General features: G+C 42.7%; 18 protein-coding genes. 8 read left to right on the top strand and 10 right to left on the bottom strand.

Annotated features, from left to right (window positions below):
* Positions 1 to 7: 7 nt before the first annotated feature.
* A complete protein-coding gene (fdnG, locus tag H3V01_RS01135) occupies positions 8 to 3,115 on the bottom strand; it encodes a formate dehydrogenase-N subunit alpha (RefSeq protein ID WP_198185746.1) in 3,108 nt (1,035 codons plus the stop codon).
* Between the two features lie 463 nt (positions 3,116 to 3,578).
* On the opposite strand from fdnG, the gene modA reads away from it, so the two are divergent.
* The 4 genes from modA (at position 3,579) to H3V01_RS01115 (ending at position 6,641) form a co-directional block, all read left to right on the top strand.
* On the top strand, positions 3,579 to 4,346 hold the full coding sequence (modA, locus tag H3V01_RS01130; protein WP_025330237.1) for a molybdate ABC transporter substrate-binding protein: 768 nt from the start codon (positions 3,579 to 3,581) through the stop codon (positions 4,344 to 4,346).
* Between the two features lie 65 nt (positions 4,347 to 4,411).
* Entirely contained in the window at positions 4,412 to 5,092 is a 681-nt protein-coding gene (modB, locus tag H3V01_RS01125; protein WP_084587188.1) for a molybdate ABC transporter permease subunit, read from the top strand.
* A gap of 72 nt (positions 5,093 to 5,164) precedes the next feature.
* Positions 5,165 to 5,860 carry an ATP-binding cassette domain-containing protein gene (locus tag H3V01_RS01120; RefSeq protein ID WP_198185744.1) on the top strand — a complete coding sequence of 232 codons (696 nt, stop codon included), beginning with the start codon at positions 5,165 to 5,167 and terminating at the stop codon, positions 5,858 to 5,860.
* Complete coding sequence (locus tag H3V01_RS01115) at positions 5,847 to 6,641, top strand: TOBE domain-containing protein (protein ID WP_198185742.1); 795 nt, start codon at positions 5,847 to 5,849, stop codon at positions 6,639 to 6,641. Before H3V01_RS01120 ends, H3V01_RS01115 begins: the two co-directional genes overlap by 14 nt.
* Before the next feature lie 366 nt (positions 6,642 to 7,007).
* Here the strand turns inward: H3V01_RS01115 and H3V01_RS01110 are convergent, their stop codons facing one another.
* From H3V01_RS01110 to H3V01_RS01095, 4 genes are all read right to left on the bottom strand, one after another.
* The gene (locus tag H3V01_RS01110; protein ID WP_232332570.1) at positions 7,008 to 7,562 is read right to left on the bottom strand and encodes a TPM domain-containing protein; all 555 of its coding nucleotides are present in this window, start codon (positions 7,560 to 7,562) and stop codon (positions 7,008 to 7,010) included.
* Positions 7,563 to 7,996: 434 nt separating this feature from the next.
* Positions 7,997 to 8,926 carry a DnaJ domain-containing protein gene (locus tag H3V01_RS01105; RefSeq protein ID WP_198185740.1) on the bottom strand — a complete coding sequence of 310 codons (930 nt, stop codon included), beginning with the start codon at positions 8,924 to 8,926 and terminating at the stop codon, positions 7,997 to 7,999.
* 124 nt (positions 8,927 to 9,050) lie between these two features.
* Positions 9,051 to 9,914 carry a TPM domain-containing protein gene (locus tag H3V01_RS01100; RefSeq protein WP_232332569.1) on the bottom strand — a complete coding sequence of 288 codons (864 nt, stop codon included), beginning with the start codon at positions 9,912 to 9,914 and terminating at the stop codon, positions 9,051 to 9,053.
* Positions 9,915 to 10,309: 395 nt separating this feature from the next.
* Complete coding sequence (locus H3V01_RS01095) at positions 10,310 to 10,900, bottom strand: LemA family protein (protein ID WP_078475098.1); 591 nt, start codon at positions 10,898 to 10,900, stop codon at positions 10,310 to 10,312.
* 143 nt (positions 10,901 to 11,043) lie between these two features.
* Between H3V01_RS01095 and H3V01_RS01090 the strand changes: the two genes are divergently transcribed.
* Positions 11,044 to 11,265, top strand: coding sequence for a YdcH family protein (locus tag H3V01_RS01090; protein ID WP_025330229.1), 222 nt, complete (start codon positions 11,044 to 11,046; stop codon positions 11,263 to 11,265).
* A gap of 69 nt (positions 11,266 to 11,334) precedes the next feature.
* Here H3V01_RS01090 and H3V01_RS01085 read toward each other — a convergent pair whose 3' ends face one another.
* The 5 genes from H3V01_RS01085 to H3V01_RS01065 form a co-directional block, all read right to left on the bottom strand.
* A complete protein-coding gene (locus tag H3V01_RS01085; RefSeq protein ID WP_198185738.1) occupies positions 11,335 to 11,775 on the bottom strand; it encodes an acyl-CoA thioesterase in 441 nt (146 codons plus the stop codon).
* A gap of 2 nt (positions 11,776 to 11,777) precedes the next feature.
* On the bottom strand, positions 11,778 to 12,818 hold the full coding sequence (gene pyrC, locus H3V01_RS01080) for a dihydroorotase (protein ID WP_100126374.1): 1,041 nt from the start codon (positions 12,816 to 12,818) through the stop codon (positions 11,778 to 11,780).
* A gap of 142 nt (positions 12,819 to 12,960) precedes the next feature.
* The gene (locus H3V01_RS01075; protein ID WP_037475987.1) at positions 12,961 to 13,200 is read right to left on the bottom strand and encodes a sulfurtransferase TusA family protein; all 240 of its coding nucleotides are present in this window, start codon (positions 13,198 to 13,200) and stop codon (positions 12,961 to 12,963) included.
* Between the two features lie 323 nt (positions 13,201 to 13,523).
* Positions 13,524 to 15,185 (bottom strand): DNA repair protein RecN, encoded by a 1,662-nt coding sequence (recN, locus tag H3V01_RS01070; protein WP_198185736.1) that lies wholly within the window; start codon positions 15,183 to 15,185, stop codon positions 13,524 to 13,526.
* A gap of 241 nt (positions 15,186 to 15,426) precedes the next feature.
* Positions 15,427 to 16,317 (bottom strand): NAD(+) kinase, encoded by an 891-nt coding sequence (locus H3V01_RS01065; protein WP_198185734.1) that lies wholly within the window; start codon positions 16,315 to 16,317, stop codon positions 15,427 to 15,429.
* Between the two features lie 700 nt (positions 16,318 to 17,017).
* Between H3V01_RS01065 and miaA the strand changes: the two genes are divergently transcribed.
* The 3 genes from miaA to glyA all read left to right on the top strand — a co-directional run bounded on the left by miaA (position 17,018) and on the right by glyA (position 21,404).
* Positions 17,018 to 17,977: a tRNA (adenosine(37)-N6)-dimethylallyltransferase MiaA gene (gene miaA / locus H3V01_RS01060; RefSeq protein ID WP_198185731.1), complete on the top strand. Its 960-nt coding sequence runs from the start codon at positions 17,018 to 17,020 to the stop codon at positions 17,975 to 17,977.
* A 341-nt stretch (positions 17,978 to 18,318) separates the two neighbouring features.
* Entirely contained in the window at positions 18,319 to 19,836 is a 1,518-nt protein-coding gene (locus H3V01_RS01055; protein ID WP_037475978.1) for an acetyl-CoA hydrolase/transferase family protein, read from the top strand.
* A gap of 317 nt (positions 19,837 to 20,153) precedes the next feature.
* Positions 20,154 to 21,404 (top strand): serine hydroxymethyltransferase, encoded by a 1,251-nt coding sequence (gene glyA / locus H3V01_RS01050; protein WP_025330221.1) that lies wholly within the window; start codon positions 20,154 to 20,156, stop codon positions 21,402 to 21,404.
* Positions 21,405 to 21,633: the final 229 nt, after the last annotated feature.

The raw sequence follows: 21,633 nt of genomic DNA, 5'->3' as shown, positions 1-21,633 counted from the left end.
ATTCCCCTCACGCTTTTTCGATATTGCATAAAAAGGTTTTGTATTCTGGTGTCTGTGTATTGCAGTCACCAACAAATGGTGTGAGTGTGTTAATGAGAAACTGTTTTTTCTCACCAACATTCACCCAGCCACCATGCAGGGGAATACCTATCTGATGGACGGTCTGCCCGTTAATTTCTAACGGACGCAGGCGTTTGGTTACCACGGCTTTAGCCTCTACCCAGCCGCGCTTAGTACTGATTTTAACTGTATCGCCTTTAGCAATATTTTTTTGTGCTGCCAGCTCTTCGCTGATTTCAACAAACTGTTCAGGCTGAGCAATCATCAGCAATTTCACGGATTTCGTCCAGAACTGAAAATGCTCTGTCAGACGATATGTAGTGCCGACACAAGGAAATTCATCTTTATTGCCGATACGACCTTTAACGCTGTCAAACAAGCGCACTGCGGGTGTATTCAGCACTTTAGGATAAAGCAGGTTTTTGCCAACCGGTGATTCAGTAGGCTCATAGAATGTCGGAAACGGACCATCTACCAGTTTTTTGGTACAGAACAGACGACCAACACCCTCTTCATTCATAATAAACGGATTCATATTGGTATCAGGTGCCTGATCTGCCTTGTAGTCAGCCACATCCGCACCAATCCATTTGCTGCCGTCCCAGTGAATTAATATTCTGTCAGGATCCCAGGCTTTACCGGACGGATCACAGGAAGCGCGGTTATACAGAATACGGCGGTTTGCCGGCCAGGCCCACGCCCAGCCCGGGGTATTACCCAGTCCGGCATTGCTGTTATCACGCCGTGCCATCTGGTTACCGTTTTTAGTCCAGGAACCGGCAAAAATCCAGCAGGCGCAGGCCGTTGTGCCGTCATCGCGTAACTGAGCAAAGCTATCCAGTTGCCCGCCTTTAGGCACGATAATATTACCCTTCTCGTCTTTAATATCCGTCAGTGCCCAGCCGTTGGATTCCTGTGCCATTTCTTCCGGCGTCGGTGAATGCGGCACTTTATACGGCCAGCTCAGGTTCAGAATCGGCTCAGGTACTTTACCACCCTCTTTCTCATACAGAGCTTTAATACGTAAATGCAAATCAGCCAGAATCTCAAGATCGGCTCTGGCTTCTTCCGGAGCTTCGGCTCCGGCATAATGCCATTGCAGCCAGCGTGAAGAATTGACAATCGAACCATTTTCTTCTGCAAAACAAGGGACAGGCAGACGGAACACTGTCGTCATGATAGAGCGGGAATCTACGTCATGCGCATCACCATGATTTTCCCAGAAGGTAGCCGTTTCGGTATTAAGCGGATCCATTACTACCATCCACTTGAGGCGGGAAAATGCTTCGATGATACGGTTGGAATCCGGAAAGGAACCCATAGCATTGAAACCCTGTACCAGTAATCCGTGCATCTGACCCTGATACATCATTTCGGTCATTTGCAGCACATCATACATTTTGTCCCACTTCGGCAGCCAGTCATAGCCCCAGTCATTTTCTTTGGTAGCCTTATCACCAAAAAACCATTTGAGCAGGCTTACCATAAATTTGGGCGTATTGCTCCAGTAATTAAGCTGTCCCGGACGCATGGCTGCAGGTGTCTGAACTTTAAGATAATCAGCAAAAGTCGGATTTTTCTTTTCGTTAGGCAGGCTCAGATAGCCCGGAAGACTGGTAGACAGCAAACCAAGATCAGACAATCCCTGAATATTGGAATGGCCGCGTAAAGCATTCACACCCCCACCGGGCATACCGATATTACCCAGAATCAGCTGAATCATGGCCATGGTACGGATATTCTGCGAACCATAAGTATGCTGAGTCCAGCCCAGTGCATACAGAATTGTACCGGCTTTGTTTTTTGCCGAGGTTGCCCCCAGAGCTTCACACACCAGCAGAAAATCTTTAATCGGGGTACCGGTAATTTTGTGCATCATTTCCAGGGTGTACTGGGCATAATGCTTTTTCATTATCTGCCAGACGCAACGCGGATTTTCCAAAGTCGGGTCTACTTTGGCATAACCGTTTTCATCCAGCTCGTATGTCCAGCTGGCATTATTATAAACAGCCCCGCCTTTGGCACCTTTCGGAGCCGCTTCCGGTGCTGCGCTGCCGTCTTCAGTCGTGTAATCGGCATGTCCGGAAAACAGACCTTCATGAAAACCATAGCCATCAGCTAGAATAAAGGCAGCATTGGTATAGTTTTTAACATAATCCCATTGCACTTTATCATTTTTAATCAGCCAGTTGATTACCGCTCCGAGGAAAGCTATGTCGGTACCGGAACGAATTGGCAGGTAATGATCGGCTACAGAGGCAGTACGGTTAAAACGCGGGTCGCAAACAATCAGTTTAGTGCCTTTTTGTTTTTTGGCTTCAATAACCCATTTAAAACCTACCGGATGTGCTTCCGCGGCATTACCACCCATAACCAGAATAAAATCGGCGTTCTGGATATCAGTCCAGGTATTGGTCATGGCTCCACGACCAAACGTAGCAGCCAGTGCAGATACCGTCGGGCCATGACAAACCCGTGCCTGTGAATCAGCACCAACCAGCCCGAGCGAACGCATGAATTTCTGAGTCAGAATACCGGTTTCATTGGAGCTGGCAGAAGCGCACAGCATACCCACACTTTCCAGCCGGTTAACCGTAACACCATCAGCATTTTTTTCAATAATATTGGCATCACGTTCTTCTTTAATCAGGCGGGCAATACGCTCCAGTGCCTCATCCCAGCTGATGTCTTTCCACTCTGTGCTTCCGGCTTCACGAACCTGCGGATGCAGTACACGGTTCGGGCTGTTAACAAAGTCAATCAGTGAGGCGCCTTTGGGACATAAGCTGCCGCGGCTGACCGGATGATCGGGATCACCTTCTATGTGAAAAATTTTCTTTTTGGCGTTTTTGGCACCGTCACCCAGACTATACAACAACGTACCACAACCAACTGAGCAATATGTGCAGTTATTACGTGTTTCTGTAGCCCTCAACAGTTTGTACTGGCGGACTTCAGCAAAGGCTGTGGCAGGAGCCATGCCCATCACTGCCAGTCCTGTCGCGCCGGCACCCGCTGCGGTAACCTTGAAAAACTGGCGTCTTGTCAGGTTCATGTGTGTATGTTCCTAATAAAATTTTTATTATTTATTTGCAGGAAATCCATCCCCGCACTGCTTACTAATTATGCTAGAAAGTTAATTTATACTAACATTTAATCCTATTATAATACCTTATTTAAACTATTATAAAATTTTATCAGTATTTTCTACTTTAAATAAATAATTACAATTTCATTTAAATTCCAAATTTAATTAGTATAAAGGTTAAAATACAAGTTATTACATTAGCAATAAATAGAAATAATTTATTCAATAAATTATTTCTATTAATCATGAATATTTTGCATACAAATTGATTTATAAATTATTTATTTGCTATGACATATATGTTGTATCGCACATCTCTATGACTGTCTATCGCTATATACTTATATATATTTCGAAACAATTTTCCTTTATAATCGGTATTGCCTGACCTGGCGCCGGATAATAATTTATTTCAAATAGGGATAAGAATATGCGCTTTGACTACATTCGTCTGACTACTATCATTACTGCAATCAGCCTGAGTGTAATGAGCACTGCTTCACTTGCCGCCAATATCACAGTTTCAGCGGCTGCCAGTCTGACCAATGCATTTAATGACATTGCCAAAGCATATCAGCAGCAATATCCTCAGGATAAAGTACTGCTTAATTTCGGAGCTTCAGGCTCTCTGCTTCAGCAGATGCAAAACGGTGCGCCAGTAGATGTATTTGCTTCTGCTGATCAGCAAACTATGGATCAGGCTCAGACCAAGAATCTTGTGCGGGCACAGGACAGAATTAATTTTGTAAATAACAGTCTGGTACTGATTATTCCGAAAAAAAGCAGTCTGAATGTACGCGGACTGAAAGATCTGCAGCAACCAGGTATTAAACATATTGCACTGGGCAACCCCGCTTTTACACCGGCCGGACGTTATGCTCAGGCAGCAATGGAGCAGGCAAAAGTATGGAGTACGGTAAAGCCTAAAATTGTGAATGTGAATAATGTCCGTCAGGCTCTGGATTATGTAGCTAATCAGTCAGCGGAAGCCGGTTTCGTATTTGGCACAGATGCGGCCATTATGCCGGATAAAGTTAGTGTAGCTGCAACCATCCCGACCAGTAAGCCAATCAGCTATCCGATTGCTAAGACAGTAGCCAGTAAAGAACCGGCAGCTGCCAGCCGCTTTATTAATTTTATCCAGTCGCCAAAGGGTCAGAAAATTCTTAAGCGTTACGGTTTTCAAAACGCACGCTGAGTATTTTTCCACCGGCAGTTATCCTCCCGCAATTCTGTCTGAATTTTTATTTCAAGGAGTAGATAATGGCTGCGGCCTGGATTGCTCTTGCCCTGTCACTTAAAATCGCCCTGTGGGCAACTGCTATCAATCTGGTTCTGGGGGTTGGTATAGGTTATGTACTTGCCCGTAAAGCTGTCTGGGGTAAGGAGCTGATTGATACCATTCTCACTTTGCCAATGGTAATGCCGCCAACGGTACTGGGATACTACTTACTGGTTCTGATTGGAAAAAATGGCTTTATTGGTCAGTGGCTGGAACGTTATCTGGGTATTAATCTGATTTTCACCTGGCAGGGTGCTGTTGTAGCGGCAACAATCGTATCGTTTCCCCTGGTATTTAAACCGGCACGTGCTGCATTTGAAAGCCTGGATTCCCAACTGGAGCAGGCAGCGCGTGTTCTGGGTATCAGTAATGCCGGGGTGTTTCTGCGCATTACTTTGCCGCTGGCCTGGAGAGGGATTCTGGCCGGCGTATTACTGGCATTTGCACGCAGTATGGGTGAATTCGGTGCTACGCTGATGGTGGCAGGCAGCATTCCAGGGCAGACACAAACCCTGTCGATTGCCGTATATGAAGCAGTACAGGCCGGAGATGATTATCTGGCCAATACTCTGGTCTTGATTATATCTGTAGTCTGTATTCTGATATTACTAATTACCGGCAAACTTTTATCCGGCAAAGTACCTATGACCAATCTTAAATAATCCGATACCTGAATCAAACAATATTGTTTTCCGATATTGCTTTGCCTGTTTTTAATCCGGCCAATGGTTTTTATGTTAGATTTTAATTTTCAGAAAACCCTTCAGCGTAATGACGGAAGTCATTTTACTCTGGATATCCGCCTGTGCTGTCAGTCACAGCGTACAGTTATTATGGGAGCCTCAGGCAGCGGTAAAAGTCTGATGCTAAAGGCTGTTGCCGGTCTGCTGACTCCTGAACAGGGTCATATTAATGTGAATGGTGTTACTCTGTTTCAGGCACAGCAGCATATTAATCTCAGCCCGCAACAACGTAAACTGGCCTTTGTATTTCAGGATTATGCCCTCTTTCCTCATTTAAATGTCCGGCAGAATATTGCCTGCGGTATTTGTCATGGCTTATTCAATCCGAAAAAACGCAGCCGGTATACAGAAGTTGAACACTGGCTGACTGCTATGCATCTCAATTCGGTAGCTGAACAATATCCGGCTCATCTGTCCGGCGGGCAGCGCCAGCGTGTGGCTCTGGCTCGTGCATTGATTGCTCAGCCGCGGGCTATTCTGCTGGATGAACCATTTTCTGCACTGGATACTCAGCTACGGGCTCAAATGCGTTCTGAGTTATCTGCCTGGCAGCAGAAATTAAATTTACCCATGCTACTGATTACTCACGATCCGGAAGATGCAGCTGCTTTTGACGCTCAAATCTGGCATATGGATAATGGGTGTCTGTACTCAGCTCCCCGTAACAATCGCAATGAATCAATTTAATCTTAACAGCGAACTGATTCCCACTATTAACGGCCAGCGAATTGGCAACAGTAAACGGATTACTTTACTGGAAAATATCCGGCGTTTCGGTTCTATTACTCAGGCAGCTAAAGCGGTACCTATGAGTTATAAAGCAGCATGGGATGCCATAGATGCAATGAATAATCTGGCGCCTGAACCTTTAGTCTTACGGCAAACCGGTGGTCAGGGTGGCGGAAACAGCGTATTAACAGCTTTTGGTGAAGCTTTTTTAAATTATTATCACACTATGCAGCAACGTCATCAGCAGCTCATCAGGCAACTGGAAGCTGACGCTGACAATAGTCATCATGGTTTATGGCAAAAAATGAATCTGGATTTAAGTGCTGATAACCAACTTGCCGGAAGAATCAGCCAAATCATTGAAGGAGCTGTTAATAATGAGGTTCATCTGCAACTGAGCAACGGACAGGAACTGGTTGCCATACTTACCAGACACAGTTGTGAACAGATGGAACTGGCTGTAGGCGTTGATGCACTGGCACTCATTCAGGCATCAGCCATTATGCTTGCGCGTCCCGATCCGAATTTACAAATATCCGCTCGTAACCAGCTAACTGGTCAAATACGCCACATAGATACTGGTACTGTAAACAGTGTGATTACTGTGGATTTAGGCGCAGCTGTCAGCCTGACCGCTAGTATTACCTGTCATAGTGCACAAACTATGCAATTAAAAAATGAAGATAAAATCATGCTGTTAATCAAGGCGCCGAACATTATTATCGGACGTTTGCGCTGAATGTGCATTCATCAGACAAACTGAAGCCAGAATAACCCTGTCATGCAATATCAGATTATTCCGGCTTATGCTTACGTGCGATAGTCAAACTACCTGCGGCCATGCACATTCCCTCTTTGTCAATCTGTCCTTTTGAGCCGCAGATATATTATAGACCTTATATATTTGTATTTTAATATTATTAAATAAATTTAATTCAAAAAAACTATTTATGGCGTTTTATCCCGAAATATTAATAATTAATTCCACATCTTTTGTAATTATGGGCTAATTTACTGAAAATACTGCACACTGATAACTTAATTGAATATTAAGCCGTTACAGTACCTTGAAAATTTACTTATATAAATACTTAGTTTTTCAAAACTAGCGCAGAATAACTTCATCAGCCAGTTCATTAGTACCGGCATGTGTACGCGGAAAATACTGCACAAGTAATTCCGTCAGCTCATCCAGTCCGGCAGTTAAACCATCCATATATCGTTGATGCTGAAATGCCTGAGTAATGCGATTACATATCTGCTGCCAATGCAGCATACTGACACAGGTATTAATACCCCGGTCTGCAATAATTTCTACTGCGCGATCAGCAAAAAGTACATAAACCAAAATACCACTTTTTTCAGCAGTATCCCATATACCCAGATTTCCGAACCAATACTGTGCACGCTGGCGTGCCGTAGTGTGATGACACAAATTCGCTGTATCAAGGCTGGATTCAATCACAAACCGAAGCTGTCCGGTATGACGTTGCTCGGATAATGTAATTTGTTCAGTTAGCTGTTGCAATGCAAGAGCAGGAAAATATTTACTTACCCGCTGACGCGGATTTACCCAGTGGCGCCAGATACGTGGTAATAATTGCATATTGAGTTTATTTAAGCTCGTACATTCTGCTTTTTCCTGTATATCTGATTTCATCGTTAGCACCACAGATTTATTAAAAAGTATATATTGAGTTACTTAATTAATTTCATAATAATCAGCATTTTACTTACACTACCATAAATTTTCTTAATAAGAAAATGCTGCTGTTACCAGGCTGATAACAAAAACAATATATATCATATAAAAACAGAAAACCGGAAAATCAGATATAACGGATATTATTGCTGACGGCACCAGTTAACATATATTTTGATGATAACGATACTAATCAATTTATCAGGAAAATTAGCCTGTACAGTAAAAATCCAGATATTGCCAGAGAACAAAAATGATTTCTAACATAAAAACCAACCTATTATCAGAGCCAGCTCTGACAAATTCTCAGATTGGGAAATTAGAGATTATTCAAATTTTTGACGGTTATATATTTTGAAATAAATATAGATTCTATAGGCCTTATCTATTATCTAAACAAATCCGCGTAACTGTTTCACATAAGCATAGGCTGCCTGTATACGCTGAGCATGTTCAGTTGCCTGCTGCATCTTAGTTTCCGACAAATTTTGTTTAATGAGTTTATCCGGATGATATTTATTCATCAGGCGGCGATATGCCTGTTTAATTTCCTGCGGGCTCGATTTTGCTGAGATACCCAGTACCCGATAAGGATCACTACCAAACGGTTCTTCAGGCTGTTGTTGCTGATTATGGTGTTGTTGCTGGTATTGCTGCTGATATTGCTTCTGCTGTTGCTGATATTGTTGCCGGCGTTGCTCTGAACGCGCACGCTGACGCTGCTGTTTCCATTGTTCGTTGGTCTGCCAGTAATGCCGGTATTCATTTTCCTGATGAATAGTCTGGCTGGCAAAAATAAGCATTTGTGCATAAGGAATATGAAATTCATCCGCTATGATATTCAGAATGCGCCGTTCATTATTATGCAGCCGTCCGTCAATCAGCGCTAATTCCAGCATATTTTTACAAAACAGCATTAAACCGCGCTTGTCATCACTATAAGCCCGGTATAGTTGTTTAAGTCTGGTTCTGAGCGGATAATTTTTTGTCTGCCCCATATTAAAAGCATAACGCGACAAAACTTCAGTTTCTGCATCCAACTGCATTTTTTTAATCATGTCATAGACACGCGACCGATCTTCATCAGAAACATGTCCTTTGGCTGCACAAATCTGACCGGCCACTTCAAACATAACAACAATATAAAGATTATTGTCGGCAGCAATAGATGCTTCAGTACCATCATCTACAATCTGCACGGCCCGAAGATAAAACATAATCAGTATGATTAGTACAATATCAATCAGCACTCCGAACACGCTATAACGCATGACTAAAAAGTACATCAGCAGAAAACAGATACCATAACCGACTTTAGACATGTATGCCCACCAGAAACGAAATGCTAAATAATCATAATCATATAAATAAATAACTATACATTATTTTACGTAAAATTTACAAATTGTCAGTATTTAACGGGGAATTCAATTATGACTGCCAGTATTACCAGCTACCAGAGGCTCCGCCACCACCATAGCCGCCGCCTCCTCCGCTAAACCCTCCGCCTCCTGAACCACCGCCAAAACCGCCCCTACCACCGCCAGAGCCGCCAATAAAAATATTACCGGCAAAAATGAGTGCTATTATGAATGCCAGAATTGCACCAATAATCGCTGCAAACAGGCTCCAGCCCGAATACCAGCCAAAACTTAATACCAGAAATCCAACTATTGCACTGCCCAGCGTATTACCAAATATATTTTTCAAAAATGAACCGGCTATAAATATCAGTAACAGAATTCCAAAAATTGTTGAGCCTGAATCATCAGATTCCTGATGTGCAGATTGCTGTGCCGGTAATTTTTCACCGTTAATCAGCTTCTCCAGCTGATTTACAGCCTCACGTACACCGCCGTCTGCATTATTTGCCTGTAACTGCGGACGAAGCACATCATCCAGAATTCTTTTAGCATAAACATCAGGAATAGCCCCTTCCAATCCGCGACCGGGTGCCAGAAACGTTTTATGCTCATCGCGCACCAGCAACAACAGTACACCGTCATCAATTCCTTTACGCCCCGGCTTCCAGCTATCCATAACACGCGTAGCATAGTCAAAAGGTGTTTCCGGTAAGATAGCCGGAACTGTCAATACTATAATCTGGCTGCCATGCTGCCGGCTGAACTCCAGTAACTGCTGGTTTAATTCTGCACGGGTAGCCGGCTGTAACATATTAGCTGTATCCATTACCGGATCAGTCAGCGCTGTTACAGGAACCAAACCATCGGCAGCGAGCAAATGCATTGCAAAAAAACAGCCCATAAAAAGACCGAGTAGCCTGTGGACAGATAAGCGTATTGTGTTCATCTTTGCAACCTTAGTGCCATATAAGCAAATTTGCTTGTATTTTAGTTCATACTAACCTTTTGATTGTCAAGATAAAAGACCACTATTATCTGACTCCATACTTTCAGACAAACAGATTCTGTTATTACAACAGAATACAAGTATTCAGTCCGATACAGGAAATTTCCTCAGTTATCATTGCAAGTTTTTATCGGACTGCTGTTATGTTTAACAGTTACCCCTGTCTGTTCGGAAAACAGCCGCAACCATATAAACTTTTATTTTCCATTTTGTCATATTCTGCAAATAAACAATTTGCACAATAGTAGCAGCTGCTTACTATACTGATATGCAAACAGCCAGTTCTGACAAACTGGCTGTTTAATTAATCACATAAAATAACAACAGAAAACAAATTAAAATTCTACCTGCGGCGCCTGTTTTACCGCCGCTTCATTTTCCGGTACAAAATTCGGGCGAACATGCATTCCGAAAATTTTGGCTGTGATATTGTTCGGGAAAGAACGCAAAGTAGTGTTGTAAACCTGTACTGTCTGAATATAGCGGTTTCGTGCCAGAGCAATACGGTTTTCTGTGCCTTCAAGCTGCGCTTGTAAATCCCGGAAACTCTGATCAGCTTTCAGATCAGGATAATTTTCTGTTACTACCAGCAAGCGGCTCAGAGCACTGCTCAGATTTCCCTGTGCCTGTGAAAACTGTTCCATTTTTGCCGGATTATCAGCATCACTGCTGGTCATATTCAGACTGCCTACACGTGAACGGGCATTAGTAACGTCGGTTAAAACTTGTTGTTCATGTTTGGCATAGCCTTTAACTGTATTCACAAGATTGGGTACCAGATCAGCACGACGCTGATACTGATTCAACACTTCCGACCAGGCAGCATTTGCAGCTTCATCCTGTGACTGCATTGTATTATAGCCACACCCGCTGAGGCTTAAAACCAGAATAAATGCGCCTATCCAACCCATTAACCGTTTATACATTATAAACTCCCGTATGTATTATTGTGCCAGTTTAACATGCTCTTGTTACTTTTTACGTCATAACTAGCGCAATCTTATATACCTTAAGCTATAATTAATGCAAAATAATAAAAATCATTTTAACCAACTGTAAAGGATGTTATATGTTTCCTGAATATCGCGACTTGATTACCAAATTAAAGGCGGAAAATACCCATTTTGCTAATATATTCGAAGAACACAACCGACTGGACGATAAAATTACAGGTCTGACTAATAACCCGGTAACCAGTGGTCTGGATAATCTGGACGAACTGAAACGGGAAAAATTGCGCCTGAAAGATGAAATTTACGCCATGCTGCGTGAAGCTGACGGTAAAGCCTGATAGTGGTTGAGTTAAGTCAGTAAAAAACCCTGCCAAGCGCAGGGTTTTTTACTGACTTAACTTATATTGTTACCTGATAGCATTAAATCGTTCTTGTATCGCAGCAGGAAAAGAAATTGCTTTATTGCTTTGCTGATCGAAAGCCATAAACGTCACCACAGCCTGCACAACTGTCTGTCCTGTATTTTTAAGAGTAATCGTTTGATTAACTTCTACTTTGCGCGGTTGTATTTTGCTCAAAGCAGTAGATATCAGCAAATCATCTCCGAAACCGGCACTGCACCGGTAACTGATATTGATATTTATCACAGCCATTCCACAACCGGCTTCAGTAAACATTGGCGTTAAGCCGGCTTCATCAAAATAATGCCAGCGTGCCTCTTCCAGAAATTCCAGATAGCGTGCATTATTAACATGGCGGTATACATCTATGTGAAAGCCGCGCACCCGAATTTCGGTTTGATGTGCTTGTACTGATAGCCGGTCTGTAATTTGAGTTGAATCTTGCATATTTAATTATTTACCACACTCCAGCTAATGGTCTGATTAGCACGCAACGGAATCAGTCGTTCATGATTACCATACGGATAGTATGGTGGCACTGTGCGATTTATTTTTTCCAGTGTAATGGTTTCCTTATTGATTTCCAGACCATAAAACCGCGGACCGTTTTCTGCTGCAAAAGCCTGTAATTTATCCAGTGCTCCCGCCTGCTCAAAAGCTTCCGCATATAACTCAATAGCAGCAAAGGCACTGAATATACCCGCACATCCGCAAGCACATTCTTTACTGTGCTGAGCATGCGGCGCACTATCGGTACCGAGAAAAAATTTATGTGACTGTGTACCGCTTACAGCCTGTAACAGTGCCTGACGATGGGTTTCGCGCTTTAGTACCGGCAAACAGTAATGATGAGGCTGGATTCCCCCAACCAGTAAAGCATTGCGATTGTAGAGCAAGTGCTGGGGTGTTACCGTAGCAGCCACATTTTCACCAGCCTGAATTACCAGCTCAGCAGCTTGTGCAGTAGTGATATGCTCAAATACTAATTTCAGTTCAGTCAGACGTTGTAACAGCGGCTGTAAAAGTTCATCAATAAATACTGCTTCACGGTCAAAAATATCAATTTCACTTTTGGTTACTTCACCATGCACCAGTAATGGCATGCCTGTTTCAGCCATAGTTTCCAATACCGGCAATAAAGCCCACAAATCACTGACACCAGCCGCAGAGTTAGTTGTGGCACCGGCAGGATAAAGCTTACACGCAATAATACCTGCTTCTCTGGCTTCGCGTATCAGTGCCGGCGTAGTCTGGTCAGTCAGATATAAAGTCATCAATGGCTGAAAATGACTGCCCGCAGGTACTGCAGCAAGTATACGTTCACGATAAGCCAGTGCTGCTGCAACTGAGGTTACCGGTGGTTTCAGATTTGGCATAATCAGGGCTCGCCCCATCTGCCGTGCACTGAAAGGTACTACTGCTTTTAATGCTGCACCATCACGCACATGAAGATGCCAGTCATCCGGACGGGTTATAGTGAGAGTCTGCATCTGTATCCGTTCTATCAGCGTGTGTTACACAGCTAAAAAATAATAGGTTAATGTACTATTCTGTCGCAGCTTCTACAACCTGAACCTGAATAAAGTTAACAAAATATTGTAATTAATTGTAATAAATTACCGTCTGAAAAACTTAGCGGTGTTTTACCCACATCATTATTACATCATCATTTCTGATTTGCTGATGCAATAATTCATGACCTGTCTGCCGGCAGAAAGCTGCAAAATCATCAGGAGCAGTTTTATCTGTTGCCAGTACTAGCAATACTTCTCCGCTATCCATAGCTGCCAGCGCCTTTTTTGCACGTAAAATCGGCATTGGACAATTTAAATCGATAACATCTAGTGTTCTATCACTGTGTGGTTCACTCATCAGCAGCTCATCATAGAAAATTGAAAGTTATCATTATACATCGCGCATGAAACAGACTGAATCTATACACCTTGCTCAGGCTAAAGCAGCCCGTTCCAGTCTATATCAGTCATATATTATAAAAATGCACGCTGACAGGAAAATTATCAGAATATGTTTTGTTATTAAAACCGTTGTAATCAAGAACAGCATGCATAAAACATAAGCAGATAAACGTTATTTTATAATTATTTACTTAAATAAATATCATTTCGGCTTTTGCAGTAATGACATATATGCATTGAAAAATCAGAGAGCTTGCAGATAAATTCGTAATAGCAGAATTAACTTTGCGCCAGCTCCAGCATTTCCCTGGCATGATTACGTGTGGTATCGGTAATGGTTTCGCCGCCAAGCATTCGTGCAATCTCATTCACCCGATCTGTCGCAGCCAGTACGTTTATTTCACTTACAGTCTGCCCTTTGCTGTTATGCTTTCGCACCTGCCAGTGCTGCTGACCACAAGCTGCGACCTGCGGCAGATGAGTAACAGCCAGCACCTGACGATTCTGCCCCAGACTACGCAGTGCATGACCAACAACATCAGCTACAGCTCCGCCAATACCGGTATCCACCTCATCGAAAATCAATGTAGGTACCGCATTATACTGACTGGTAACCATTTGCAGAGCCAGACTGATACGTGCCAACTCACCACCGGAAGCAACTTTGCTCATTGCACGTAAAGGCGTGCCCTGATTGGCAGCTACCTGATACTGTACCTGCTCCAGACCATGCACAGATGGTGAGGCACTTAACAATTCAATATGAAAACGTGCACCTTGCATTGATAAATTTTGCATGTGAGCCGTGGTTTGTTTCGCCAGCTTTTTCGCAGCCTGATGGCGTTTCACTGATAATTGCTGTGCTGCATGCATATATTCATTTTCGCGTTCTGCTACCCGTGCCTGTAACGCTTCAATATCCGCAGCCGCCTCCAGTTCATTAAGAGCTGATTCAACTTTTGCAAGCTCTTCAGGCAATTGTGGTGGCTCGATCCGGTATTTACGCGCAACACTCATTAACTCCTGCATGCGCTGTCCCTGCTGTGCTAATAAATTTTCATCAGTCTCTACACTGGCAGTGGCTTCACGCAAATACGCACTGACTTCACTCAATTCTGCTTCTACTGATTCCAGTAATGCCACACTGTCTGCAAAAGCAGGAGCTGCTTTAATCAGTGCAGCCAGTTGTTGCCGGCAGTGATACAAACGGCTTTGTAAACCCTCATCACCATTGAGAACTTCTTCTACATTTTCCGCTGTTTGCAGTATTTCCGCCGCATGTACTAATGAATCATGACTCTGACTGAGATTTTCCCACTCATGCTCTTGAAGATTCAGGGCATTTAGCTCATCAAAGCGCCATTGCAAGCGCTCACGCTCAATATTCAGACTATCAGCCTGTGTTTGCGCTTTTTCCAGCTCTTTTTTGGCTTCATGCCAACGCTGATAGGCTTCACGTACTTGAGCAACTTCTCTATCAGCACCCGCAAATGCATCCAGTAATATACGTTGCGCGGATTCACTGTTTAAAGAGTGGTGAGCATTCTGACCATGTATATCAATTAATAATTCACCTATCTGCCGCAACTGACTCAAAGTAACCGCCTGATTATTAATGAAACTACGACTTTTTCCCTTTACATCAATTATACGTCGGATACTTAATTGCGTTTCGTTTTCATCCAGTAATCCCTGTTCCTGTAGTAAGGTACGGGCATGTGTTACATCACTGACATCAAACAGTGCTGATAACTGGGCTTCTTTGGCACCATGTCTTATCTGACCATAATCAGCTTTATCACCTAACAACAGACCTAATGCATCCAGCGTGATTGATTTACCCGCCCCGGTTTCACCTGTCAGAACGGTAAAGCCGCTTTGAAAACTCAGATTCAGCTCATCAACAATGACAAAGTCACGCAAAGACAGCGCCAGAAGCATAAACAACCTTTCTTAGAGAAAGTATTAATGATTTATGCCGGATTTTAGTATTTTTTAGGAAAATAAGAAACCATTTTTTAGAAAAATCTAAAATAATTGATAATAAATTTCGGTTTTATTAATTTTTATTGTGTTTTTTCCACCAATAGCAACATAAACATTATTTTTTCAGAGATTATGTCAGGCTACAAAAATTATTTAAAATCTGATTAACGGATTAAGTTTGTTTTACAGCACATAGCTATACCAGCTGGTCACCCCAATGCAGTTTCTGACGCAGAGTTTTGTAATATTGATAATTAACCGGATGTAAAATCCTCAGAGAATTGCGATAGCGGCAAATACGGATTTTATCCATAGTATGTAAATCAAAAAACGCCTGTCCGTCAAAATGAGCCCGGGCATCGCTGCCTTTGGTAATCAGCACTTCTATTTCACTGGTATCACTGACAGCAATCGGCCGGTTGGACATGGATTGCGGGCATATAGGCACCAAACTGAATGCACGCAGAGTTGGCTGTAAAATAGGACCACCGGCAGCCAGAGCATATGCCGTCGAACCAGTAGGTGTAGACACAATCAAACCGTCTGAACGCTGGGTATAAACAAACTCTTTATTGATGAATACCTCAAATTCAATCATCTGCCCCAGTGCACCACGGCTGAGTACAACGTCGTTTAGTGCCAGTGAATGATAAACTTCTTCACCTGCACGTACTACTGTCGCTTCCAGCAAAATACGTTCTTCGGGCAGATATTTGCCAGTCAGCATGCCGGTTAATTCAGTTACCATTTGAGCACGCGGTACTTGTGTCAGAAAACCAAGATGTCCCTGATGAATACCAATCAGTGGTACCCGGTAAGGTGCCAGTTTACGGGCAACAGACAATAAAGTACCGTCACCACCCAGTACCATAACGAGATCACAGCGCCGCCCCATTTCACATTTATTAATAATATTACAGCGTTGCAGCAATACCGGACTAATCTGGTTATCCGCTTGCGCCTCACTATCCAGATACACCGAAATTTCTTCTTCACATAAAAAAGTAATGAGTTCGTCCAGTACTTCACTCATCATTGGTGTTTGCGGCCGTGTCACAATTCCGATATGGTTAAACTGGCTATTCATGTAAACATTTATTCCTAACTAAGTTACTCTCTCTAAATAACTACCATAACTTTATTTGGCTATTATAAAGGTTAGTGTAACAATAAACTTATATTATGTGCATTTTCATGCCGAATGCAAATATTATGCAAATGCACTGATAGTGAATTTGAAAAGGTATAGATATAGGATATTACTTTCATAGTTGCAGATATCCGCAGCACTTATTCTTTTAGCTGGCTGAAATGTCTGCTACTGAGGTATCTGGATATTCCGAATCATAAAATTAAATCTTAACTTAAAACAAAATATTAATTACTAGCAGAATGCTTCTTGCACAACAGTTATATTAATTTGCCGTCACAGATCAATTTTAAAGTCGTTTGGCTGACATCTGATTAGAAATACACCCGTATTATGCAAGTAAATATCATTGCTTTCGTACAATAGCTGTTTTCTTCTCAATTCAGCTAATCAACAATTGAAATTACTCGCTAATTTTTGGTTACTTTATTGCTTCAAATATCTTCGAATAAAAGAAAATTTTAAAATATCTAATGTACAAAAAATAATCTTCATATTTATGCTTTGATTTTCTTTAACTGCTTTAACAGATTACATCACATTATGCTGCTTATCCCGATTTATACTCTTATCTAACTATCTATCGCTCAATTGAGCGTAAATCGCTACAATAACTGTTTAAACTACGGTAGCCACTATGTCTGCATCTCTGCCAAAAGTTTTTGCTCTACTTGGTCCAACAGCGTCAGGCAAGACCAGTCTGGCTCTGAGTCTGGCTGAGCAGTTTCCGATTGAAATTATCAGTCTGGATTCCGCCCTGATTTATCGTGATATGAATATTGGTACGGCTAAACCCAGTGCAGAAGAGTTAGAAGCAGTGCCCCATCATCTGATTGATATTATTTCACCGCTTGAAAGCTACAGTGCTGCCCAGTTTGTCAGTGATTGTGTGGATTTAGTCGAGGAAATTCATACACACGGTCACCTGCCTTTGCTCGTGGGCGGTACCATGATGTATTACCATGCCCTGACACAGGGACTGAACAGCCTGCCCGAAGCCAATCCGCAAATCCGTGCCGAACTGGATAAACTTAAACAACAGCATGGTACAGACTTTCTGTATGCACAATTACAGCGGGTGGATCCCATTACTGCTGCCCGCTTGCCTGCCGGTGATAGCCAGCGTATTGAACGTGCACTTGAAATCTATCACATCACCGGTGTCCCCATGAGCAGCCATCTGGCTAAACAGGAAAACCGGCAGAGTCCTTTGAATGTATGTACGCTGGCACTTTTACCGGCCGACCGTGCCCGTCTGCATACACAGATTGCCACCCGCTTTCATTCGATGCTGGCACAGGGTTTTGTGGAAGAAGTGGAAGCACTTCGTCTGCAATACCCGGAATTGCATCCTGATTTGCCTTCAATTCGCTGTGTAGGCTATCGGCAGGCTTTTGATTATCTTAATGGCACAACTAACTACAGTACATTTGTTGAACGTGGGATTACTGCCACCCGGCAACTGGCAAAACGTCAGCTTACATGGTTGCGTAAACTGAATCCCGAACATGTATGCGATCCGTTTAATCCAGCAGGGCTGCAAGAACATGCGCAGCAATTAATACAGCAGTTTTTTGCTGAAACTGATTTAATTTAGAAAATTCTCCGGCAATGAAACCTTAGGCAATACTATTAAAATATTGTGTAAACATTGTCTAATCTGATAGTCTGTTTATTTTGCAACTTAATGTATTAATTCAAATTCTTAATTATTAATTTGTAATTATTTATCTTTATCTGCTGTTCTGCACTTTTTCAGTACAAAGACAGAACAGCAAAACAAAATTATTTACAGTAAAATGCAGTCCGTTGTTAGAGTCATTATGTCATAGCATTCGTACTGAATTGAATATACGGCAAAGACAAACACTTATCTTCTACGCCTCACTCTGACCAGGCAAGGGTCAGGCATTTTTGATTTAATAAGGAGAAAACACGATGTCCGTACAGGATCGCATTCGTTATACCTCACTTCATTCCCGCCTTATGTCTGCTGAGCAAGCTGCTACCCTGATAGATAATAATGCCAATGTCGGCATGAGCGGATTTACCGGCGCCAGCTATCCTAAAGTTTTGCCGAAAGCTATTGCTGATTTTGCCCGTGCTGAACATGCTGCCGGTCGGCCATATAAAATTAATGTATGGACTGGTGCTTCCACTGCGCCGGAATGTGATGGCGCACTAGCTGAGGCACATGCAATAAATCAGCGTTTACCATTTAATACTGATCGCCATATGCGTCAGGAAATCAACAATGGCGATGTCAATTTTATTGACATGCATTTATCGCATGTTGCCCAGCAGGCATGGTTTGGTTTTCTGGGTCACATGCATGTAGCCATTATCGAAGTACTGGGCATTACTGAAGACGGACATCTGATTCCGTCTACCGCAATCGGTAATAATCAGACATGGCTGGATATGGCGGACAAGGTTATTCTGGAAATCAATACCGGTTTGCCGATACAAATGGAAGGCATGCATGATATTCCTATGGATAATGCTATTCCGCCCCACCGCAAACCAATTAACATGACTCGCGCTGATGATCGCATCGGTGAAAAATACTTGAAAGTTGATTTAAACAAAATAGTCGCTATTGTTGAATCCAATGCTCCGGATCGCGACAATGTTTTCAGCGAACCTGATGACAAATCCAAACAGATTGCCGCTTATATTGTTGATTTCCTGTCTCACGAAATCAAAATGGGGCGTCTGCCTAAAGAAATGCTGCCAATTCAGTCTGGCGTTGGTAACGTGGCAAATGCCGTACTGGCAGGTCTGTTAACCGGTCCGTTTGAAAATCTGTATGGATATACCGAAGTATTGCAGGACGGTATGCTGGATCTGATACGTGCCGGTAAAATGGCTACTGCATCTGCTACCGCTATTTCCCTGTCTGCTAAGGCATTCCAGGATTTTGCAGACAATATTGATTTTTACCGTGAACGCATTATTCTGCGCCCGCAGGAAATCTCCAATCACCCGGAACTGGTGCGCCGTCTGGGTATCATTGGAATGAATTCAATGATTGAAGCCGATATTTACGGCAACATCAATTCTACCCATGTAATGGGTACCAGTATGATGAATGGTATCGGCGGTTCAGGTGACTTTGCACGCAACAGTTTCCTGAATTTCTTTGTTACCCCGTCTACTGCTAAAGATGACAAGATTTCCTGCATCGTGCCGATGGTTTCACATGTTGACCATACCGAACACGATACACAGATTATTGTTACTGAGCAGGGACTGGCTGATTTACGCGGTCTGGCTCCGCGGCAGAGAGCAAAAGTGATGATTGAAAAATGTGCTCATCCGGATTATCGCGATCAGTTGCAGGATTACTACGACCGTGCTTTGCAAACGGCAAAAGGTATTCATACACCTCATATTCTCACTGAAGCTTTAAGCTGGCATGAACAATTCCTGAAAACCGGTTCTATGAAAATGTAATTGATTCCGGATAATGTCAAGCAGCCCTGTTTCCAACAGGGCTGTTTTTATCAGACAGCATCACTTCTCTACCAGATAATTTATTTTCGGTTCAGCATCCGCAATTGATTTACTGAAACCTATAAACAGGTTATTACCCTTACCAGACTGAAATCCAGTGCTACATCGTCAGAATGTGTATTTATGAATATACTTCATCATCACACATTATCAAATTCAGCCACATACACATTACTATCAGTTAAAATAGCCACCACTCACTCTCTGCTGCATTCAGCAAATTCTTTATTTCTTCATCCTCAAAAGGAACAACCACCATGTTTTCCAAAGCGTTAACCATCGAAAAATTTGATCCGGAACTGGCCGGTGCCATTGCCCGAGAAGATCAGCGCCAGCAAGATCACGTAGAACTAATTGCATCAGAAAACTACGTAAGCTGCGCCGTAATGGAGGCTCAGGGCAGCCAGTTAACCAATAAATATGCCGAAGGCTATCCGGGTAAACGTTATTATGGTGGCTGCGAATATGTTGATGAAGTAGAACAGCTGGCTATCGACCGCCTGAAAGAATTATTTGGCGCCAGTTATGTCAATGTACAGCCTCATTCCGGCTCTCAGGCCAATCAGGCTGTTTATGCCAGCGTATTACAACCGGGTGACACTATTCTGGGTATGTCTCTGGCACATGGGGGTCATCTGACTCACGGAGCCAGTGTCAATATTTCCGGTCGCCTGTATAACGCCATTACCTATGGTCTGGATGAAAATGAAATCCTCGACTACAAACAGGTGGAACAGCTGGCACTGGAGCATAAGCCGAAAATGATTGTGGCCGGTGCTTCCGCTTATGCACTGGAAATAGACTGGGCACGTTTCCGTGAGATTGCAGATAAAGTAGGTGCTTATCTGTTTGTAGACATGGCGCATTACGCCGGTCTGGTCGCTGGCGGAGAGTATCCGAATCCGGTACCTTTTGCTGATTTTGTGACCACTACTACCCATAAAACTCTGCGCGGACCGCGCGGCGGTGTGATTATGTGCCGCAGCGATGAACACGCAAAAGCACTGAATTCAGCTATTTTCCCGTGCCTGCAAGGTGGTCCGTTAATGCATGTGATTGCAGCCAAAGCAGTAGCCTTCAAAGAAGCCTTACAGCCGGAATTCAAACAATATGCCCGTCAGATTAAAGCCAATGCCAAAGTACTGGCAGAAACCTTGATTGAACGTGGCTTGCGTATTGTTTCAGGCCGTACTGAAAGCCATGTATTTCTGGTAGACCTGCAACCAAAAAAACTTACCGGTAAAACGGCGGAAGCGGTGCTGGGCAAAGCACATATTACTGTTAATAAAAATGCCATCCCTAATGATCCGGAAAAACCATTTGTCACTTCCGGTATCCGTTTAGGCACGGCAGCCATTACTACTCGCGGCTTTACTGAAACAGATACGCGTGAACTTGGTCATCTGATTGCTGATGTTCTGGATAATGCAGACAATGAAAAAGTTATTTCAGAAGTCTCAGAAAAAATACAGAAAATTTGCAATCGTTTACCTGTATATGGTAAATAAACCACAATATTATAGTATTAATATAATTTCCAATCATTCCTGTTGATTGACTATAAAATAGTACTTATACTCAAAGCAGACTTTTTCATCATTGAATCAATGATGTTTTAGTCTGTTTTTTATTGACATTAAACATCGCCATTGAGTTTCTCAATAAGAAATTCATCTTTAACTAATCAGGTATTATCAAAATACTAATAAAGTATTAATATAACCATATTGCAAAAGC

The sequence above is a fragment of the Snodgrassella sp. M0351 genome (genome assembly GCF_016100575.1).
Lineage (GTDB): Bacteria > Pseudomonadota > Gammaproteobacteria > Burkholderiales > Neisseriaceae > Snodgrassella > Snodgrassella alvi.
This window is presented reverse-complemented; position numbering and strand designations above follow the sequence as displayed.

Bases quoted from the DNA above. Each gene is read 5' to 3' on its own strand.
- H3V01_RS01075 (WP_037475987.1), bottom strand. From the start codon at position 13,200: ATGAGTGAACCACACAGTGATAGAACACTAGATGTTATCGATTTAAAT.
- modA (WP_025330237.1), top strand. From the start codon at position 3,579: ATGCGCTTTGACTACATTCGTCTGACTACTATCATTACTGCAATCAGC.
- pyrC (WP_100126374.1), bottom strand. From the start codon at position 12,818: ATGCAGACTCTCACTATAACCCGTCCGGATGACTGGCATCTTCATGTG.
- H3V01_RS01120 (WP_198185744.1), top strand. From the start codon at position 5,165: ATGTTAGATTTTAATTTTCAGAAAACCCTTCAGCGTAATGACGGAAGT.
- H3V01_RS01100 (WP_232332569.1), bottom strand. From the start codon at position 9,914: ATGAACACAATACGCTTATCTGTCCACAGGCTACTCGGTCTTTTTATG.
- fdnG (WP_198185746.1), bottom strand. From the start codon at position 3,115: ATGAACCTGACAAGACGCCAGTTTTTCAAGGTTACCGCAGCGGGTGCC.
- recN (WP_198185736.1), bottom strand. From the start codon at position 15,185: ATGCTTCTGGCGCTGTCTTTGCGTGACTTTGTCATTGTTGATGAGCTG.
- H3V01_RS01115 (WP_198185742.1), top strand. From the start codon at position 5,847: ATGAATCAATTTAATCTTAACAGCGAACTGATTCCCACTATTAACGGC.
- H3V01_RS01065 (WP_198185734.1), bottom strand. From the start codon at position 16,317: ATGAATAGCCAGTTTAACCATATCGGAATTGTGACACGGCCGCAAACA.
- H3V01_RS01055 (WP_037475978.1), top strand. From the start codon at position 18,319: ATGTCCGTACAGGATCGCATTCGTTATACCTCACTTCATTCCCGCCTT.
- H3V01_RS01090 (WP_025330229.1), top strand. From the start codon at position 11,044: ATGTTTCCTGAATATCGCGACTTGATTACCAAATTAAAGGCGGAAAAT.
- H3V01_RS01085 (WP_198185738.1), bottom strand. From the start codon at position 11,775: ATGCAAGATTCAACTCAAATTACAGACCGGCTATCAGTACAAGCACAT.
- H3V01_RS01095 (WP_078475098.1), bottom strand. From the start codon at position 10,900: ATGTATAAACGGTTAATGGGTTGGATAGGCGCATTTATTCTGGTTTTA.
- miaA (WP_198185731.1), top strand. From the start codon at position 17,018: ATGTCTGCATCTCTGCCAAAAGTTTTTGCTCTACTTGGTCCAACAGCG.
- H3V01_RS01105 (WP_198185740.1), bottom strand. From the start codon at position 8,926: ATGTCTAAAGTCGGTTATGGTATCTGTTTTCTGCTGATGTACTTTTTA.
- modB (WP_084587188.1), top strand. From the start codon at position 4,412: ATGGCTGCGGCCTGGATTGCTCTTGCCCTGTCACTTAAAATCGCCCTG.
- glyA (WP_025330221.1), top strand. From the start codon at position 20,154: ATGTTTTCCAAAGCGTTAACCATCGAAAAATTTGATCCGGAACTGGCC.
- H3V01_RS01110 (WP_232332570.1), bottom strand. From the start codon at position 7,562: ATGAAATCAGATATACAGGAAAAAGCAGAATGTACGAGCTTAAATAAA.